A 15,962-nucleotide genomic window follows, 5' to 3' on the forward strand; every position below is an offset into this window, starting at 1 on the left:
CAGCTTAATCATGATTCAACGAGAAAAGGGGGTAATACATATGTACGAAGAACGTACTGAAATTAAAACGCCTGAATTCGTCTCCCTTCAGTTTCAGGTTGCAGGTTTAGGAAGTAGAACCGCGGCATACATCATTGATCAACTCATTTTAATTGTCATGAATACTTTGATCTTAATTGTCCTTTTCTTCATCTTGATCGGTAGGCCAACTACGCAGTTTTTAACAGAAGTTACGTCTTTAACGATAGGTATTACAATCATTGTTCTGTTTATTATTAATTGGGGATACTTTTTTGCATTTGAGTATTTTTCGGGAGGAAGAACCATTGGTAAGAAAATGATTGGAATAAGGGTTATCCAGGATAATGGACATAGTATAACATTGCTATCCAGCTTCATTCGTAATCTTCTCCGTATTATTGATTCTTTGCCAGCCGGTTATTTCGTAGGTATGATGATGATATTTTTTCATTCACAGCATAAAAGGGTTGGAGACTTTGTTGCTGGTACCATTGTTGTTCATGAGCGAAAAGAGAAAAAGAATAATAAGTCTTCCGCTCTTGAAAAGGAAATTGAGAGAAGAGAGATTTCGAAGGATGATTTTATTATTGAAAGTTGGACTCTACAATCTTTAGAAAGAAAAGATTGGAATCTCGTCAATACATACAGCCAGCGTTTTATGCAATTACCATTACCAGAAAGAAAACAACTTACCAAAAACGTAGCTGATATTATGCTTCCGAAAATCGGCTTGGAAACAGCTGATAAAGACGATTATGATATAGAAAACACGCTTCTTGTCCTTTACTTGAACCTTAGGGAAGAGTGGGAGTTTGAATTGTGAGGACAATAACAATTATCCATTCCCTCCATACAATAAAGTAATTTGGAGGTGATCTTATGGCAAAATGGATTGATATATCAACATTGCGTCATCAATTAACACTTTATAATGGCAACAAGAAAATTAAAGCGTATCCGATTGCCGTCGGGAAAATGTTGACTCCAACACCATCTGGAACATACACAATAATAAATAAACAATCTGATCCTGGGGGACCATTTGGTGTCCTCTGGATGGGATTATCGAAGCCTCATTACGGGATACACGGTACAAACAATCCTTCATCGATTGGAAAGAATGTGTCACATGGATGTATTAGAATGCACAATAAGGATGTCCTAGATTTATCATCCCGTGTTTCAATCGGAACAAATGTTGTTATTCATAAGTAGGGAATATTTAGATATTATTATGAAAAAAAAACAAAAAAAGAAACATGCGTTCTTGTATTAGCAATGGTATAATAAAAAAAGCAATAGAATAGATTTCTCATTAGGCGGTCGGCACACACTCCTCATTTTCCTTGAGGAGGGAGGTGATGCCGTATGACAGTTTATGAAGCTTTGACCACAATGATTGCATTTGCAGGATTGGTAATTGCTATACTGTCATTCCATAAAAAAGACTAAAACCGCCTATGAGAGTTTGGCCACTCAGGCGGTTTTAGTCCGTTCGATGCCGACCCCTATAAGGGAATCTGCTGTTGCATCGCCGTTTCGATGTTCGAGCATCGAAACGGCCTTTTTTAAATTATGATTATCTTACAATCATTATACCTTGAAAAGGACAAAAAATAAACATAATTAATGATAGTATAAAAATAGTGATGAAAAAACCAAAAGGAAACGTGCGTTCCCATACTGAGAATGATATAATAAAAAAAGCAATAGAATAGATTTCTCATTAGGCGGTCGGCACACACACTCCTTATTTTCCTTAGGGAGGGAGGTGATGCCGTATGACAGTTCAAGAAGCTCTAACCATTATGATTGCATTTGCAGGATTGGTTGTGGCTATACTGTCATTCCATAAAAAAGATTAAAACCGCCTATGAGAGTTTGCCCACTCTGGCGGTTTTATCTGCTAAACGGTGCCGACCCCATAAGGGAATCTGCTGTTGCTTGACCGTTTCGATGCACTAACATCGAAGCGGTTTTTTTAATTTATGATTTTCTTACTGTTATTATACCTCTAAAAGGCTATGAAAGAAACCTCCGGCTCACCGAAAATAACTATCAACTTAATTTGGTAGTTGCTTGTTCTATTGCTTTTCCTTTATTATATATAAGGTACCTTTTTATTATAAAGGGCTAATCTTGAGAAATAAATTGTATCCTTTGAAATGAGGCATAAATAATGAAAAATTCAATATATGGTTTAACGAAAGATCAACTGACGGAATGGCTATTGGAGCAGGGACAGAAAAAGTTTCGTGCGGACCAAATTTGGGACTGGTTATATAAAAAACGTGTCACAAACTTTTCAGATATGAAAAATATAAATAAAGAATGTTTGGCAATATTGGAAGAACACTTTATCATTCAGTCTCTAGAACAATCAGTAAAGCAAGAGTCTGCAGATGGAACGATCAAGTTTTTGTTCAAAATGCAAGACGGCAATCTAATTGAAACTGTATTAATGAGCTTTAATTATGGTCTATCGGTTTGTGTGACGACACAAGTAGGATGTAATATCGGCTGCAGCTTTTGTGCAAGTGGATTACTGAAAAAGAACCGTGACTTAAATGGCGGTGAAATTGTCGAGCAAATCATGAAAGTGCAGCAGCACCTCGATGAAAAAGGTGAAGGTGAGCGGGTAAGTAATATTGTTGTAATGGGAATAGGAGAGCCATTTGACAATTATGATAACTTAATGGACTTTCTTCGTGTTGTCAATGACCCGAAGGGACTCGCAATTGGTGCGAGACATATTACTGTATCTACTAGCGGAATCGTACCTAAAATGTACAAATTTGCTGATGAAAACTTACGAATCAATCTAGCTTTATCCTTACACGCACCAAATGATGAATTACGGACAAAAATTATGAAAATCAACCGAGCGTATCCAATCGCCAAATTAATGGAAGCCGTTGATTATTATACTGAGAAAACGAATCGAAGAATTACGATTGAATATATTTTATTAAAAGATGTTAATGATCATGTGGAAGAAGCACAACAACTTGCGAAGTTGCTGCAAAGCAGGCGCCATCTCGCTTATGTGAATTTAATTCCATATAATCCAGTTGATGAGCATGGACAATATCAAAGAAGTGAGAAAAAGGCCATTCTCGAGTTTTATGATACATTAATGAAAAAAGGGATTCATTGCGGGGTTCGTCATGAACAAGGGACAGACATTGACGCGGCTTGCGGCCAACTAAGAAGTAAGCAAATCAAAAAAACAAAAGCTATATAAAACAATAAACAAAAACGTATCTACTTATGTAGATGCGTTTTTGTTATTTTTACGAGGATTATTTTATTATTTTTCTAGCAACCATGACATTTATCATGGTTTATACATGACATGCATGTCTACAAAAGCGCAAGATTTTTCTATATCATATTGATTAGAAAGTTAGCAAAGGAGACTACAAAATGAAAAAACAAGATGCACGGGCCATAAAAAAAGAAATTGCCCCCTATGAAAAATCGAATACAAAAAATAGTATCCGCCAGGTAATCAATACATTTGTACCTTTCATTGCTTTATGGATACTTGCTTATCAAAGTCTATCCATATCTTATATTCTCACTGCAGTTTTTTGCATTGTAGCAGCAGGGTTTTTAGTTAGGATATTCATCATTTTCCATGATTGTACGCATGGTTCATTCTTTAAAAATCGCACGGCTAATCGGATTCTTGGGACAATCACTGGCGTTTTGACATTATTTCCTTTTGAACAATGGAAACGAAGCCACTCTATACATCACGCTACAAGCGGTAATTTGGACAAACGAGGCACTGGCGATGTCTGGGTTATGACGATTGATGAATATTTAGAAGCAACGCCAATGCAAAGATTGGCATACCGCATCTATCGAAATCCATTTGTTATGTTCGGACTGGGCCCTATCTATGTTTTCCTTATTTCCAACCGCTTTAATGTAAAGGATGCCCGGAAAAAAGAGCGGAATAACACGTATCTCACCAACCTGCTAATCGTTGGGATATCAGGATTGCTATGTTGGGCAATTGGATGGCAGTCATTTTTATTAGTACAATTTCCTATCTTTTTTATCTCAGGTTCATTAGGCATTTGGCTCTTTTATGTCCAGCATCAATTTGAAGATTCATATTTTGAAAATCAGGATGATTGGGACTATGTGAAAGCTGCGATGGATGGAAGTTCTTATTATAAGCTTCCTAAAGTACTTCAATGGCTTACTGGTAATATTGGATTTCATCATATTCACCATCTAAGTCCAAGAGTACCTAATTACTATTTAGAAGAACTGCATAATACTAATCCTCGACTACAGGATGTACCAACAATCACAATTAAAAAAAGCTTGACTTCACTTCATTTTCGATTATGGGATGAGAAGAACAAAAATTTTATCGGGTTTAAAGAGCTAAAAACTATATCTGAAAAACGTAGTGAACTACGCTCAAATTTTAATTAAATTAACATAAAAATGTAGGTTCTAACTAATACACGATAAAAGGCTTTTTAGTCCTTTTTAAGCTCCTTTGTCTGTGATATTAACATGACAAAGGAGTTTTGAATTTTACTTCACAAAGATTAGAAGGAGGAGCTTAATTGATTCGCATTGTCATTGCTGAGGACCAACCAATGTTGTTAAGTGCCCTAGCTTCACTGCTAAATATAGAAGACGATATGGAAGTAGTTGGAATGGCCCGTGATGGCAAAGAAGCAATTTCTCTCGTACATCAATATCAACCAGATGTTTGTATCATGGATATTGACATGCCTGAAAAAAGCGGAATGGAAGCTGCCGAAGAGCTAAAAGGAAACGGATGCAAAATAATCATGTTAACCACTTTTGCACGACAAGGCTTTGTTCAGCGAGCTCTAATGGCAGAGGTGAATGGCTATTTATTGAAAGACAGTCCAAGCAGTGAATTAGCAAGCGCCATTCGCAGAATTCTCGCTGGAGAGCAGATTTATGCACCCGAACTTTTCGATGATGCAGTTAATATGGAAGACCATACGATTATTTCTAAAAAAACTAAGCTAGAGCTTGTAGCAGCTACAGGAAACTTCAACCAGAGGACTAAATACATTTGCAACTATTTTTTACACCTATTCGACAAAGTTGAGGGACGGAACCGTAAAAAAGCCATCACATATTCGAATAAAAAAGGCTGATTTATATAAAATAAAAATCGACAAAAAAAGCTGCATATCATATGTGGCTTTTTTGTTTAGTAACTATAGAAGCTATAAAGGAGCTATAAAGACTTAATAAACTATGTAGGATATAATAAAAATGGATTTAAGGAAAATGTGTAACGTTTTCCAGCTTAGGAGGAATTAATAATGTTAAACAAGCAAATGCAAGACTATATATTAGAATTATTAAACACAATGGAAAAACACCCAGATTTACAAGAAAAGAAAATTGATTTATTTAAAGAGGAAAAGGAATATGTGGAAAAGAATCGATTAATTTCAGATGAAAATATTACAATAGAAGTAAAGGATGCCGGTTCTCGTTTTTCAGATGCATATATAGAACGCAGTGATAAAGAGACGGAAGATCTGATTGCTAAAGAAGATTCTCATTTTTTACATCAACCGATCGCATACTTAAATGCTCATAAAAGCGAATTTATTTATGTAGAATCTAAATGGTTTGATATAATAGGTGTAGATGCTATTTCATTGGAAGCCGACGACGTTTTCGAAGTCTACAGCGTTTTGTTCGGTTTAAAACTTAAGAAGAAATATGAATTAACATTAAGATCCTATTTAGCTAATCATTTGCACGGTGAAGATGTAAAATTTAATATCCTTTTTAATGACGATGGTATATGGGATATGAATATTGCTTTGAATTACATCGATGGGTTTCACGAAGAATTATCGATCGGAGAAGCTTATTGCTTAATATATCAGTTTTTATTTAACCTAGTAGAGGCGATAGAAAATGAGTAGTAAACAGAAAATCTAATGTGATTGGAAATGAAGCTGCTTTTCAACCAATGGTTGGAGCGCTTTTTCTTTTGGAGGGAATTCAGATGAATAAATTGGAAAACCAGAGTGGTATAGCACCATCGTTCATTTACACATATGCTTGGCATGAGGATGAACAATTATTATGCCAGTTAGAGATGAGATCTTTTTTTGGAGTTGATACTCATACCAATGTTTTGGAAAGTTCGATAGCCATTGATCCGAGTCGTAGTCCGTTTATGAAGGAACGCCTTGAGGTAATATTTTCAGGCGAAAGCTTACAAGAAATTTTAAAACAAGTTGAAAACATTAACATGAACGATTCAACGTTCAAAGTTACCTGTATAAATGATAATGATCTAGAAACAACGAAAAAATTAAGGTTAACAGACCGAAGGAGAATTGAACGAGAAATCGGTATGGTAATTGAAGGTGAACCGGATTTTGAACAGCCGGACCATGATTTTGGGATCCTAACTTTGAATGGTCATTGGTATTTCGGCAAATATCGAAAAAGTGATGCGGTATGGTATAGACATATAAAAAAGCCACGCAGCTATTCAATTGCGTTAAGCACTCGTGTCGCAAGGGCTGTGGCGAATATCGCCGTGCCAAATCCACATGGTGTAAAAGCAATAGACCCATGCTGTGGGATTGGAACCGTACTAGTTGAAGCTCTTTCGATGGGCATTGATATCGTTGGTCGCGATATTAATCCACTTGTCACAACTGGTTCCAGAGAAAACATTGCCCATTTCGGTCTTGTAGGTGAAGTAACATTGGGACCGATTTCAGATGTTTCAACAAACTATGATGTCGCCATTATCGATTTACCTTACAATATATACTCTCATACCACCTCTGATCAGCAGCTTTCAATTTTAAAGCATGCCCGCCGGTTTGCAAAAAAAGTAGTCATTATTACGATTGAAACCATTGACGACATGATCAATGAAGCGGGATTTGAAATTGTCGATCGCTGTGTTGCCAAAAAAGGTTCATTTTCTAGACAAATCATTGTTTGTGATTAAGTTACCATTTATAGGGGTACCTTCAGGAAAATGCGGATTTACAAATGAATAGAATGCTTGCTTATGATTAAAATAAAATTTGACAGGACACCAAATGATGTCGTATTCTAAATAACGAATAAGACACCATTCGGTGTCGTTTTGCGTTTTGCAGATCAGGGGGAGAGTGATATTGAACAGGACTAGACCAACAAGAGACGTTTATGACGCAGTTGCCGATCCGACTCGGCGTAAACTACTTCGTTTGTTGGCAGAAGCAGAAGAGATGCCTCTTCACGAATTAACCGCTCAATTTCAAATGGGTCGTACTGCTGTTTCTAAACATTTGGCAATCCTTAAAGAAGCTGATCTAGTTGCTGACCGTAAAGTTGGCAGAGAAACAAGGTATCGGTTGAATGCCATTCCATTGAAAGAAATTCAAGATTGGGTATCTTTTTACGAAGGATTCTGGAAAGAAAGAATTGTTAAATTAAATTTTTTATTGGAGGAACAAAAAATGAAATCAGATGTGTCATTAGATTTTCAATTTACAAGTTCAATTGAACAAGTGTGGAACGCATTAACAGATTCGGTTATGCTTGAAAAATGGATATGGAAAAATGACTTTAAACCAATCGTAGGACATAAATTTCAATTCCGTACTGAGCCAAATGAATGGTGGAACGGAATTGTAGATGGTGAAGTATTAGAAGTGGATGAGCCTAATAAGCTTACTTACACTTGGATAAGTGCCGGGGAAAGCACTACTATTACATGGACTTTGAAAAAAGGTTCAGATGGAACTATCCATCTACATTTCGACCAAATTGGATTTAGTGAAGAAACAAAAGCACGCGAGGGAGCCATCGAGGGAGCTAAATACGCTTGGACAAATATGTGTGAACAACTGAAAAAAGTTTTAGAGGAAATGTAACAAAAACTCTATATAAAAAAATAAAAGATCCACAGGAATTCCATTATAGGGAGCGTTTCTGGAGCAAGAAATATACCCTATAATGGAATTGCCAATTAATAGTTTGGAAAATATTATAAACAGCTAATTTTCATTTTATAAATCCACATTTTCCACGGCCCTACATATATAAACGTTTTTAAAATGAAAACAAAGAAGATTTTTGGCTCTTTGTGCACTAAATACACTGTGTGCTAAAAACACATTGCTTTTAAAAAATTGTCCTCGCCCCTGATTTGATTTATTCTCCTTAAACCACCACGGGAAAGTAATAAGTTTTAAGAATAAATAAGGAGAGAAGGGATATCCTCGTGTTGTGTCGTATAGTGTTATTAACACAATATGTAAGTAGATAATTAAGGGGAGGGGTTTAAAATTTCCACGAAAAAGCGAGAAAGTACAGGATTTCTTATTAAACAACGAGCATTCTTGAAGTTATATCTAATCACTAATATCGAAAATGGCAGATGGTACGGAATGAAATTGTTGGATGAATTAAGAAAGGAATTTAAACCAATGGGGTTTGAGCCACAGCACCCCGAAATTTATCGTGCATTACATGAGCTGCTTGAGGATGGAATACTTAAAAGAGGCAAGATCAAAAAAGATGGAAGTAAATATCAAGAAATTGCTGTTTATTATATTAGGGATGCAGAAAAAGCGAGCGCATACAAAAAATTAATTAAATATGACATTGATCGAAGTTACCGAATGATTAGAAAGGCATTAGAAGATAATTTTAGTTAGGTTCATGCAACTGAAAAAATCAGAATCTACACATCATTTTGTGAATTGCTAGTTAAGGAGTTCCTATTTATGTATAATTAATAATAAAAACGTTTCATAGGAGAATATCTTGAAAAAGCGATTTAACAAATTATAACCAACAGATGGTGCTCGTGCTCCGCCAATGAGAAAAAATATAGTTTTGATTACTAGAATTAAAAATGGAGGCGCTTGAGCATGCGAACGGAAAAAGAAATGCTGACACTTATTGTATCAATAGCTGAAAAAGATGACCGGATTAGAGCAGTAATGATGAATGGTTCACGTGTAAATTCGAATGTAATAAAAGATCGATATCAGGATTATGACATCGTTTATTACGTAAAGGATGTCGAATCATTCACTGATGATCATTCCTGGGTCGACGTGTTCGGTAAGCAGATCATTATGCAAATGCCAGAAGGAATGGCACTGTTTCCTTCGGAATGGCCAGGTTTTAGTTATCTCATGTTATTTACCGACGGAAACCGAATAGATTTGACGTTACTTGGAGTTGAGGAAATAGAAAAACAATCGAGTTTTGACAGCTTGAGCGTGATATTACTAGATAAAGATAACCTATTACCGAAACTTTCAAGACCGAATGATTCCGATTATGTTACAAAGAAGCCTACTGAAGAAGAGTTTGCGGACTGTCAAAATGAATTTTGGTGGGTAGCAACAAATGTTGCGAAAGGATTGAAACGCAACGAACTACCATACGCTAAATCAATGATGGAAGGTCCCGTACGTCAAATGCTTGTACTCATGCTTCAATGGCATATTGGAAGTGCTCATGATTTTGTCATCAACACCGGAAAAGATGGCAAGTGGCTTGAGCGGTATCTTGAAAAGAGTCTCTGGAAGAAATTTGTTGCCACATATCCTGGTGGTGACTATACAGAAAATTGGGAGTCACTTTTTGAAATGTGTGCACTTTTTGAGGAAGTGACGACTTCAGTTGGAAATAAACTTGGATTTCAACCTAGTTCAGAAAATGAGAAGGTTCTAGTTTACTTGCGAAAGGTCTTTAATTATTAATAATCTTTCCTTAAAAATAATCCACCCAATTATTCTGCCAAAATGTGGGGCATCCTAAAAGTGAATCGGGATTATATCTTCGCCTCGATGTTTCTAGCATCGAGGATTTTTTATCATGATCATGTTATGAGAAAACTTTAAGATATTTACATATTATAGTGACTGAGACCAAAGACCAGCGCGGAATGTACGCGCTGGTTTATTTTATTTGGTTAATTATCGGTGAAACAGGGTTATCATATTGTCAAAGAAAACAAAGTCTTGTGGATAGATTATTATTGTTCGGCAATTTATATCCGTTCCTCTCGGTTGAATCTGTAATGAGACTAAGAAACTATGCGTTAATCAATATACTAGGGAGAAATGACTGTTTTATTAAAAATTTACATTATATTAACCTTCTACATAAATTCTCAGATTATAATAGGGTCGTCATCATAATATAAAGAGGAGCGAAATAATGAGAAAAATATTTTCTAAGAGGTTTTTAAATTTACTAGTTATTGCTTTATTAATTCTACCTATCTTCTCGAGTCTTTCCATTCGTGCTCATGCAGAAGACACTGTGTCTGTTAAATTACTTTCTGTGAACGATTTACACGGGAAGATAGATGTAACAGGAACTGTGAATGATGTGAATTATGGACGTGCTGATTATTTGGCCACTTACTTAAAGGCGCGTAAAGCAACTAATCCAGATAACACGCTGATCGTCCATTCAGGTGATATGATTGGCGGAAGCTCACCAGTTTCAGCATTGCTTCAAGATGAGCCTACAGTTGAAATTATGGAATCGATCGGCTTTGATGTAGGGACTGTGGGTAACCACGAATTTGATGAAGGTACGCAAGAGCTCCTTCGGATGGTACATGGTGGAGACCATCCGAATGGCACAAAAGGATACAAAGGGATGAATTTTCCCGTTGTTGCTGCTAATGTGGAATACAAAGATACTGGAAAACTCGTATTTGATCCCTATGCCATTAAAGAAGTGGCTGGTGTAAAAATTGGATTTATTGGTGTAGCCACGGTTGAAACGCCCAATATGGTGATGGCTTCTGGCATTCAGGATATCCGTTTCACAGACGAAGCGGCAGCTGTCAATAAATATACAGAGGAGCTAAAAGCGCAAGGGATTAGAGCAATTGTCGTTTTAGCCCACGTTCCTGGAGATCAAAGTGGTGAAACCGCAACTGGTCAAATTGCACGTTTAGCGAAGAGTGTAGATAGTGAAGTAGATGTCATTATTGCTGCTCATAACCATGTCAAACTCAATGCGGTCGTAGATAACAAGCTTATAGTTCAAGCTTGGGAATATGGAAAATCCTTTGCAGACATTGATTTAAAAATTGATCCTGCTACAGGTGATATTGTCGAAAAACATGCGGAGATCGTTGATGTTATTCAAGAAGGTGTAACTCCCGATCCTGAGGTCAGTGCTATTTTAGCCAAATATCATGAAATGGTTGGACCAATATTGAAAGAAGTAGTAGGTTTTGCTGCCATTCCAATGAATGGTGGATATCCAATCAAAGGCCTCATTGGTGACAATGCTCTAGGAAACTTGATTGCCGACGGAATGAATTATGAAATGAAGTCTGATTTTGCGCTAATGAACGGTGGAGGAATACGTGACGCTCTGGACCAAGGTGATATTACATGGGAGGATCTTTTCAATATCCAGCCATTTAATAACACACTGATTACGGTCACCATTTCGGGATCAGCATTGGAACCTATATTAAATGCTCAAATTTCATCCTATGGTCCGGACGTCTCCATTGGCGGATTCTCCTATACATGGGATAGTAAGATAAATAAAGTAGTGAGTATCTATCTTCCGGATGGGACGCCAATTGATAAAGATGGGACTTATTCGCTTACTGTCAACAATTATATGTATGAACATGCCACTGATAAATACAAAATTCGCCAATATGGCAAAAATCCGATTCAAGGACCTGAAGATTTACAAGCCACTGTGAATTTCGTGAAAAGCTTTAATGGACCAATCCATTATGAAGCTGACGGAAGAATATCGGAAGACTACAAGGCACCTGAACTGGATGCAATATTACGTGAGGCCGACTTCAGAGATGGGTCCTATCTTCATGATGTTACAGTAGCCTTGGAAGCAACTGATGCAGGCACCGGAGTTTCGCATATCGAGTATAGCCTGGATAACGGTGTCACTTGGAAACGATATGAAGAGGTGCTAACCGTAAATAAAGATGGGAAAAACTTAATTCAATACCGTGCGATTGATAAAGTGCATAATGTTTCGGAGACAAAAACCCTTGAAGTGTTCATTACATCGGCCACAATCGAAAATGCGATTACTTTAGTGAAACAAGCAGAGGGGAATAAAGGAATCAAAACATCCCTAATCGCTCAATTGGAAAACGTCATAAAAACTTATGTGAAAGATCATGAAAATAAAGCCTATCAATCGTTAGAAAAAATTCACTTGCGAATTAGCCAAATCTCTAATAAAGACTTGGGTGAAGTGGATAAAAACGAAATTATGTTCATGCTTCAACACATTATTGAGCATCGAACAGAAATTAACGGGAATGAGCTCCCAGCCTTAAAAGCAAGTTAGTTTAGACGAAAAACAGCGGTTTTCTTCTATAAAGAAGACCGTTGTTTTTTTATTATTTTCAATGATTTACTACTAGTGATTGGTGTAGAAGAAGGGGAAAGTTCTGAATTAATTTCAAACCTTATTAATGCTTAAAAGGTTGAAGATTGACCCGAATTCCAATCCAAAAATCCTAGTATGTTTTTTGTTACTAGGATTTTTTTATTTTATTGACATCCTTTTTAAAATCTTCACCGTATAGCTCCAAGCGTTAAATATTATATTGGTTTGCTCGTGCAAGTTCTAATTCATAATGGCTTATTCCCCTGTCTAAAAAAAGTCCATGGTCATAAACGAACAAAAACAGAAATCGAGAGGATTCTGTAAAGTTATGAAGAATATTTGAATTATTATCCTTTTTAAATGAACTTGGGCTATTTCTGCGGTATGCTCGGCACCCTACTCAGGGCCAAGGGATTACATTTATAAATTAGCAAAACGTTGTCTTACAACTGAATTAAACGGAGAAATTAAGGGGGGAGACAGAATGGATATTAAAAAGGAAGTTCAAAAGCAATTTGGTCGTAGTGCTGATGCTTATGTAAAAAGCAAAGGACACAGTAAAGGAAAGGATTTAAAAAAAATGGTAGAAATAGCACGCGCTACAGGAAAAGAAGAAGTGCTTGACGTAGCTACAGGAGGTGGACATACGGCAAACGCTTTTGCATCCTTTGTAAAAAGTGTAACGGCCAGCGATTTGACACAGGAAATGTTATCTACTGCTGAAAATTTTATAAAAGGAAACGGACACCTTAACGTTGTTTTTGTTGAAGCTGATGCTGAGAAACTGCCATTTCCCGACGAAACATATGATATTGTTACTTGTCGAATTGCTACTCACCACTTTCCGAACATTGAAAATTTCACAAAGGAAGTTTATCGTGTTTTAAAAAACGGCGGGCAATTCTTATTAAACGATAACGTAGCTCCGGAGAACGATGAATACGATAAATTTTATAATACTGTTGAAAAAATGAGAGATTATAGTCATTATCGAGCATGGAAAAAGACGGAATGGCTCCAATTGTTAGAATTAAACGGGTTTGAAATACAAGAATTGTATCGCTTTGAAAAACTATTTGAGTTTGAAAGTTGGTGTGATCGCATGCATTTGACAGACACAGAGAAAGCAACCTTAAACGAATTTATACTTAGGACTTCAGAAAAGGTGAAACACAAATTTCGTATTCAAATAAATGATAATCAAGTTATATCATTTATAGGTGAGGCTATTTTGTTAAAGGCGGCAAAACTATAAAACTTTAGCAACTTAAATTTCACAGGATTTATTAATAGCAATGACGAAGTTTTAATTAAAAAAGAATTAAAAGAATTGGATTCAATAGGAGGAGAACAATGAAAATTTCAGGCGTCATTACACAATTACGAACCACTGACCTCGAAAGTTCCATACGCTTCTACACTAAGCAGGCGGGTATGGAACTCGCATTCCGCCATCAGAATTTCTATGCTGGCATTCGTGCAGGCAACCAGATCTTCCACCTCAAGCAAGTAGATATGCAGGACCCGTCCATCGCTTATATCCGCCAGTATGAGCACTTCCATCTCTACCTGGAAACTGACGATGCAACTGCCTTGTCCAAGGTATTAAAGGACAATGGGGTGAAGCTGGTGAAAGATTTGCATGAGACACCCTGGAGCACGAGGGAATTTGTGATTGAGGATGACCAAGGACACACGCTGTACTTCGGCGAAGCGATATAGGCAATTAGTTTGTTATTCGGCATGCTATTTCAAGTGTTTTAACATACTGTTAAAGATTATCTGTATTAATTCTTGGAGTTTCTGGTTCAACAGCCGCTGCTGCCCTAGCATTATCGTTATGTCGATCGCTTTTGTGTCTATCTAATGTTTACTGTGTCTATGAAGTTCAAGAAGAATAAATCTTTTTATCTCTTCTTCAACAAAAAAAGCGTTAATCCTTCTTCGATTAACGCTTTTTTTGTTGAAGGTTTGCTCAATAGATTGTTTATTATATTAAATATAAAATTAAATTTTTTTCACATCCAACGATTGAAGTTAACATTTGCTAAAGCCAAAACAACTTGCACCTACAATGATAAGTAAAATAAACAATACTACAATTAGAACAAAATCATTCCGGTAAATAGGACAGCCATAACTATAAACAGGAGATGGACATCCATAATCATAAGCAGGAGCTGTATAAGTAGGCATTGGGGCGACATTTGGAGCAACATTTGGAGCAACATTAGCACCAAGAGTCGGAGGTGCGTTAAGGTTTGGATACATGATCACACTTCCCTTCATGTAAGGAATTTCTCTATATAGTACTCTCAGAGGTTAGTTTTGAGCCCGTCTATAAAAAAATGGGTAAATGTCAGGGGTTATGAAATGACCAGATATTACATTGAATAATAAAGATAGTGCGCATATGAAATGGAATTTTTGCTATGGTGCACGATCGGACGCTGCATTTTGTATGCTCTACCGTTTCTAAGCCAGTTTGCCACTCTGAATAAATACTTAAAAGAAGGCCTTGTCACCAATTTTGTTATATAAGCTGATTGATGACTGTCCGTTTTTCTTTTTTTATTAAGAATTTGAATCATTTCTTGTGATGTCCTTATATTAAATCCATGTCCAAACAATCTACCATCATTAAGGAGTACAGCATTAATACCTCTGAACTGTGGTGTTTTTCGATCAAAGTCAGGATTATTAACGTACATGACATCTCCAGGTAGAAAATAATTAGAATAAAAGGTAATGATAGCTACGTCTGTATCTGTATGCCAACTGTATAGATATAGATTCAGAAACAATGAATTAAATAAATTGCTACCAATACTATTCAATATGGCATGGTAGTAGATGATTGGAATAGCTGTTGCACATTCGAATCCATAGAGTGAACTGTTACGATAAATATCTAGTATCGCATCAGCCGGTGGAACATCGGGTCTTAAAAGGAATCCGCCTGCCTTAGTTAATTGCCAGTATCTGGGGTTGCAACGGGCATTTACAAAGGTTGTAAACTTTGCTTGACTTTTGTTCATTTCTTTTGCACTTTGGATAATGTTCTTTCGCACTTTAAGTTCAAATAATAATTCATTCTCGGAATAATAAGAATAAAAAACGGGAGCATTCTGCATCTGTTGAATAATTGTTTTCTCAATACTCCCAAGCTGCCAATTGTCATTCTGTTGAAACAGGACCCCCGATATTTGGATCATACAATCCCCCATTCCTATACGGCATTTCATCTGCATTCATATCTAACATATTCTCATTTTTATTAAGCATGTTAATTATTATTGCGAGTCAAAGGTAAGTGTAAATAGACCACAGGCTAGTTAAGAATGGAGCTTTCATTTAGGCAGCTTTTTTATGACTAAATTTGGTGCAGAATTAGAGTTTGTGACTAAGTCATGCCCATTTATAATATAGACGGGCTCCAATTTCCTCTCTAGGTGTAATATATAGTGTAATGTCATATTAGCTCTGCAAGTTTTTATTCATTTCTTGCATTTTTTCGGCCAATTCAAAAAACATACTGC

Annotated in this window: 17 protein-coding genes and 1 pseudogene; 16 read left to right on the top strand and 2 right to left on the bottom strand. The window is 36.4% G+C overall.

Annotation, left to right across the window (positions count from 1 at the left end):
- The first annotated feature begins 40 nt into the window (after nt 1-40).
- The 16 genes and pseudogenes from KHA88_RS04750 (at nt 41) to KHA88_RS04810 (ending at nt 14,145) form a co-directional block, all read left to right on the top strand.
- Nucleotides 41-844 carry an RDD family protein gene (locus KHA88_RS04750; protein ID WP_213096914.1) on the top strand — a complete coding sequence of 268 codons (804 nt, stop codon included), beginning with the start codon at nt 41-43 and terminating at the stop codon, nt 842-844.
- A 56-nt stretch (nt 845-900) separates the two neighbouring features.
- On the top strand, nt 901-1,236 hold the full coding sequence (locus tag KHA88_RS04755) for a L,D-transpeptidase (RefSeq protein ID WP_213096913.1): 336 nt from the start codon (nt 901-903) through the stop codon (nt 1,234-1,236).
- Between the two features lie 153 nt (nt 1,237-1,389).
- Nucleotides 1,390-1,473, top strand: coding sequence for a putative holin-like toxin (locus tag KHA88_RS21385; RefSeq protein ID WP_430413637.1), 84 nt, complete (start codon nt 1,390-1,392; stop codon nt 1,471-1,473).
- Between the two features lie 329 nt (nt 1,474-1,802).
- Nucleotides 1,803-1,886, top strand: a complete 84-nt coding sequence (locus KHA88_RS21390; RefSeq protein WP_430413638.1) for a putative holin-like toxin — start codon at nt 1,803-1,805, stop codon at nt 1,884-1,886.
- Nucleotides 1,887-2,200: 314 nt separating this feature from the next.
- Complete coding sequence (gene rlmN / locus KHA88_RS04760) at nt 2,201-3,265, top strand: dual-specificity RNA methyltransferase RlmN (protein ID WP_213096912.1); 1,065 nt, start codon at nt 2,201-2,203, stop codon at nt 3,263-3,265.
- Between the two features lie 182 nt (nt 3,266-3,447).
- The gene (desA, locus tag KHA88_RS04765; RefSeq protein ID WP_213096911.1) at nt 3,448-4,476 is read left to right on the top strand and encodes a Delta(5) desaturase DesA; all 1,029 of its coding nucleotides are present in this window, start codon (nt 3,448-3,450) and stop codon (nt 4,474-4,476) included.
- A 137-nt stretch (nt 4,477-4,613) separates the two neighbouring features.
- Nucleotides 4,614-5,183 carry a response regulator gene (locus KHA88_RS04770; RefSeq protein WP_213096910.1) on the top strand — a complete coding sequence of 190 codons (570 nt, stop codon included), beginning with the start codon at nt 4,614-4,616 and terminating at the stop codon, nt 5,181-5,183.
- Between the two features lie 171 nt (nt 5,184-5,354).
- A complete protein-coding gene (locus KHA88_RS04775; RefSeq protein WP_213096909.1) occupies nt 5,355-5,972 on the top strand; it encodes a branched-chain amino acid aminotransferase in 618 nt (205 codons plus the stop codon).
- An 83-nt stretch (nt 5,973-6,055) separates the two neighbouring features.
- On the top strand, nt 6,056-7,021 hold the full coding sequence (locus tag KHA88_RS04780; protein ID WP_213096908.1) for a TRM11 family SAM-dependent methyltransferase: 966 nt from the start codon (nt 6,056-6,058) through the stop codon (nt 7,019-7,021).
- A 166-nt stretch (nt 7,022-7,187) separates the two neighbouring features.
- Nucleotides 7,188-7,379, top strand: a pseudogene (locus KHA88_RS21260) (metalloregulator ArsR/SmtB family transcription factor); the annotation flags it as partial.
- Nucleotides 7,380-7,517: 138 nt separating this feature from the next.
- Nucleotides 7,518-7,934 (top strand): SRPBCC family protein, encoded by a 417-nt coding sequence (locus KHA88_RS20845; protein WP_249305951.1) that lies wholly within the window; start codon nt 7,518-7,520, stop codon nt 7,932-7,934.
- Nucleotides 7,935-8,348: 414 nt separating this feature from the next.
- On the top strand, nt 8,349-8,720 hold the full coding sequence (locus KHA88_RS04790) for a replication termination protein (protein ID WP_213097841.1): 372 nt from the start codon (nt 8,349-8,351) through the stop codon (nt 8,718-8,720).
- Between the two features lie 216 nt (nt 8,721-8,936).
- Nucleotides 8,937-9,779: an aminoglycoside 6-adenylyltransferase gene (locus tag KHA88_RS04795; RefSeq protein ID WP_213096906.1), complete on the top strand. Its 843-nt coding sequence runs from the start codon at nt 8,937-8,939 to the stop codon at nt 9,777-9,779.
- Between the two features lie 460 nt (nt 9,780-10,239).
- A complete protein-coding gene (locus KHA88_RS04800; protein WP_213096905.1) occupies nt 10,240-12,381 on the top strand; it encodes a bifunctional metallophosphatase/5'-nucleotidase in 2,142 nt (713 codons plus the stop codon).
- A gap of 526 nt (nt 12,382-12,907) precedes the next feature.
- A complete protein-coding gene (locus KHA88_RS04805) occupies nt 12,908-13,678 on the top strand; it encodes a class I SAM-dependent methyltransferase (RefSeq protein WP_213096904.1) in 771 nt (256 codons plus the stop codon).
- A 98-nt stretch (nt 13,679-13,776) separates the two neighbouring features.
- Nucleotides 13,777-14,145, top strand: coding sequence for a VOC family protein (locus KHA88_RS04810; RefSeq protein ID WP_213096903.1), 369 nt, complete (start codon nt 13,777-13,779; stop codon nt 14,143-14,145).
- Nucleotides 14,146-14,460: 315 nt separating this feature from the next.
- Here the strand turns inward: KHA88_RS04810 and KHA88_RS21395 are convergent, their stop codons facing one another.
- Nucleotides 14,461-14,694 (bottom strand): YjcZ family sporulation protein, encoded by a 234-nt coding sequence (locus KHA88_RS21395; RefSeq protein ID WP_430413691.1) that lies wholly within the window; start codon nt 14,692-14,694, stop codon nt 14,461-14,463.
- Between the two features lie 113 nt (nt 14,695-14,807).
- Nucleotides 14,808-15,638: a protein-glutamine gamma-glutamyltransferase gene (locus tag KHA88_RS04820; RefSeq protein WP_213096902.1), complete on the bottom strand. Its 831-nt coding sequence runs from the start codon at nt 15,636-15,638 to the stop codon at nt 14,808-14,810.
- Between the last annotated feature and the right edge of the window lie 324 nt (nt 15,639-15,962).

Source organism: Lederbergia citrea, from assembly GCF_018343525.1.
In the GTDB taxonomy this organism is placed as follows: domain Bacteria; phylum Bacillota; class Bacilli; order Bacillales; family Bacillaceae_C; genus Lederbergia; species Lederbergia citrea.